This window comes from Limnospira sp. PMC 1279.21, from assembly GCF_032349615.1.
Taxonomy (GTDB): Bacteria; Cyanobacteriota; Cyanobacteriia; order Cyanobacteriales; family Microcoleaceae; genus Limnospira; species Limnospira fusiformis.
Genome location: NZ_JARPLU010000290.1, coordinates 1 through 3,279, shown reverse-complemented (window position 1 = coordinate 3,279; position 3,279 = coordinate 1). Strand labels below are relative to the sequence as shown.

Genomic DNA, 3,279 nt, shown 5'->3' with positions numbered 1-3,279 from the left:
TCCATGGATTCTGTTCTCAAGACTGCGTCCTAACCGTATTGACTAGTGCTATATATAAGTGTTGCACTGGATTGCCACTTCTATCTGTGTTTGTTGGCACTAACTGTCATTGCTGATTACAAGGCTGATTACAAGTTAGTGGGCTTTATAGGGAACTTCCCTTGGTATAATTAGATTTAGATTTGCCTTCCTTTAATGCTACTGGAAGTCTCTCGCGCTTACCGACGGGGTTGGTGGGGGAGTACAACATAGCCTGAGAAGCACCGATGCCCAGGTTGTGGGCCTGAGCCTTAACGGTGGGTAACTTCAAATCTCTAGTGATCGAAATCTCGAAGCCCCTTGCAGTTTGTGAGGTGGTGTGTCAACATAAAACTTCTGACTTAGCGCGAGTTCTCATGCAGACTGAGGCTTTTAGTGAGCTTTTTCCTCTTTTTAAAGGGGCAAACCCAGAAACTCTGGAATGGTTGTTGTCGGTGGCTGTGAAGCACGAGTATCCAGCTAATCGCGCGATCGTGATGGAGGATGCTTGGGGAAATGCAGTTTATTTCATCGTTTCCGGGTGGGTCAAGGTACGGCGACTGTCGGGCGATAATGTAGTCACCCTGGCTATTTTGGGGCGAGGTGATTTTTTTGGCGAAATGGCGATTCTCGATGAGTCTCCCCGATCCAATGATGTGATTGCTTTGTCCTCTGTACGATTGATTAGTGTCTCGGCTCAACGATTTATTCAAACGCTGTTTAAAGACCCACAACTCCATCATCGAATGTTGCAACTGATGGTGCGACGTTTGCGCCAAACTAACCAGCGTTATCAGATCCGACACCGCCCTCCGGCGGTTAAGCTGGCTAATACTTTGGTGGAGTTGGCGGAAAATTATGGCCAGTTGACAGAAAAAGGGGCTGATATTTTTAACATTCCTGAACAAGATTTGGCTCATGTTACTGATATCAGTCTGGAAGAGACTAGCAAAATTATGGAAAAACTCAATAGCAAGGGTTGGATTAATATTGATACGGAACGTCAGGTGATCCATTTGATTAACCTCAAGCACCTTAATCAATTGGCTAATCAGTAGGCTAGTCCTCTGGTAGCTGGCTCCTTTGCTCTTGGGGCTTGAGCTAAAACAGCCCTAATTTGTCGCTATTTTTCTGTTTAATGACTCAAGCTATTAGAACCCCCTCCCTAGAGGGCGCTGACTCGACGGTAGCCACCCATTACCTGGTTTCTATGTCTCAACCGGGGTCTCATTTGTTTGAGGTGCGGTTCCAAATCTCTCGACACTATGGCGCGGGTCCGGTGGTGGACTCCGGGGTGATTGATTTGAAAATGCCGGTGTGGACTCCGGGTTCTTATATGGTGCGGGAGTATGCAAGACATTTGCAGGATTTTCAGGTATGCGATCGCCATGATCAATCTCTGTCTTGGTCTAAGGTCAGTAAAAATACATGGCGGGTACAAGCAGGAGAGTCAGACTCGCTCATAGTCCACTACCGTATCTATGCCAATGAGTTGACGGTAAGAACTAACCATTTGGATAGCACCCACGGCTATTTTAATGGGGCGGCTCTGTTCTTTTATGTTCCTGGATGGGAAAATTTGCCGATCCAAGTGGCGATCGCACCTCCAAAGGGTTGGTGGGTTACTACCAGTTTACCGTCCGTTTCAGGGGTCGAAAATACCTTTGAGGCGACGGATTTTGATACCTTGGTTGATAGTCCTTTTGAGATTGGCACCCATCAGGTTTATGATTTTGAAGCGGCTGGAAAACCTCATCAATTGGCAATTTGGGGCCAAGGAAATGGTGATGTCGATCGCTTAATTACAGATTGTCGGAAAATTATTCACGAGGTTAGCAATCTATTTTCGGGTCTTCCCTATGACCGCTATGTGTTTCTATTGCATTTGTCCAGTCAGGGTTATGGAGGACTGGAACATAAAAATTCCTGCTCTCTTAATTATCCTCGGTTAGGATTGCGAGACCGGGATAAGTATAACCGCTTTATGCAGTTGGTAGCTCATGAGTTTTTTCACCTCTGGAATGTTAAGCGCTTACGCCCGAAAGAGTTGGAAGTGTTTAACTATGAATCCGAATGTTATACGACTTCTTTGTGGTTTTGTGAGGGAGCAACTAGCTATTATGATGGCTGGATGATTTACCGATCTGGTATTGTTGAGGTTAAGGATTTTTTGAATGGTTTATCTAAGGATATTTCCCGATTCTTGACGACTCCTGGGCGGTTCGTTCAACCCCTGGGTGAGTCGAGTTGGGATGCTTGGATTAAGTTGTATCGCCGGGATGCTTATAGTGACAACAATCAAATGTCCTACTATTTAAAAGGGGAATTGGTGTCATTTATGCTGGAACTGTTGATCCGTAACCGTCATGGAAATCGGCGATCGCTTGATGATGTGATGGTGCTAATGTGGGAAAAATTCGGGAAATCGGAAAAGGGCTATACGGCGACGGAGTTACAGTCGGCGATCGCTTCGGTGGCAGAAATGGATTTAGACGATTTCTTTAATCGCTATCTTCATGGTACTGAAGAACTGCCTTTAAATGATTATTTACAACCCTTTGGGTTAGTAATTAAACCTCAAAATAATGATATTGTTCCTGATTTGGGTTGGCGACTGGCGGCGGAAAATGGAAAGACAATAGTTAAATTTGTGGAAGCAGGAAGTCCAGCACAATTAGCGGGAATTGATGCTGAGGATGAATTATTAGCTATCAATGGTTTTCGGGTGAGCGTTGAAAACATTAGCGATCGCTTGCTAGACTTTAAACCAGGAGATGAAGTCCATATAAGTTTCTTCCATCAAGACGAATTGCGAACCTCTGAAGCTATACTGCGATCGCCCCGTCCTAGTGCTTATAAAATTACCTCTGTTGAAGAACCCACCCCGGAACAGCAGCGCAATTTTGAGGGATGGTTAGGCTGCCCCTATCACCAATTGTATAGCACAAGACAGAACATTTAGGACGTATAATGGCAAGGATATCTACAGAAGACCCAAAATGCCAGCCCCCTACAGTTACGACCTTAGACAAAAAGTTATTAATGCAATTGAACTAGACGGTATACCCAAAACCGAAGCCAGTCAAGTTTTCCATGTCAGCAGGAACACCATCAATCTCTGGCTGCAAAGAAAAGAACACACCGGCGACTTCCTCCCTAAACCTAATCGCCCACCTGGTCATAGCCACCAAATTACCGACTGGCAGAAATTCAAGGCTTTTGCCCAAGAGCATGGCCACAAAACCTCCGCTCAAATGGCTC

General features: G+C 45.3%; 3 protein-coding genes. All 3 read left to right on the top strand.

The window, feature by feature from the left end; all coding sequences use genetic code 11:
- The first annotated feature begins 395 nt into the window (after positions 1-395).
- A complete protein-coding gene (locus tag P5683_RS23615; RefSeq protein WP_008050490.1) occupies positions 396-1,076 on the top strand; it encodes a Crp/Fnr family transcriptional regulator in 681 nt (226 codons plus the stop codon).
- A gap of 80 nt (positions 1,077-1,156) precedes the next feature.
- Positions 1,157-2,980: a M61 family metallopeptidase gene (locus tag P5683_RS23610; RefSeq protein WP_006625965.1), complete on the top strand. Its 1,824-nt coding sequence runs from the start codon at positions 1,157-1,159 to the stop codon at positions 2,978-2,980.
- 37 nt (positions 2,981-3,017) lie between these two features.
- Positions 3,018-3,279, top strand: a 262-nt coding sequence (locus P5683_RS23605; protein WP_315641116.1) for an IS630 transposase-related protein, incomplete at its 3' end; no start/stop codon positions are given.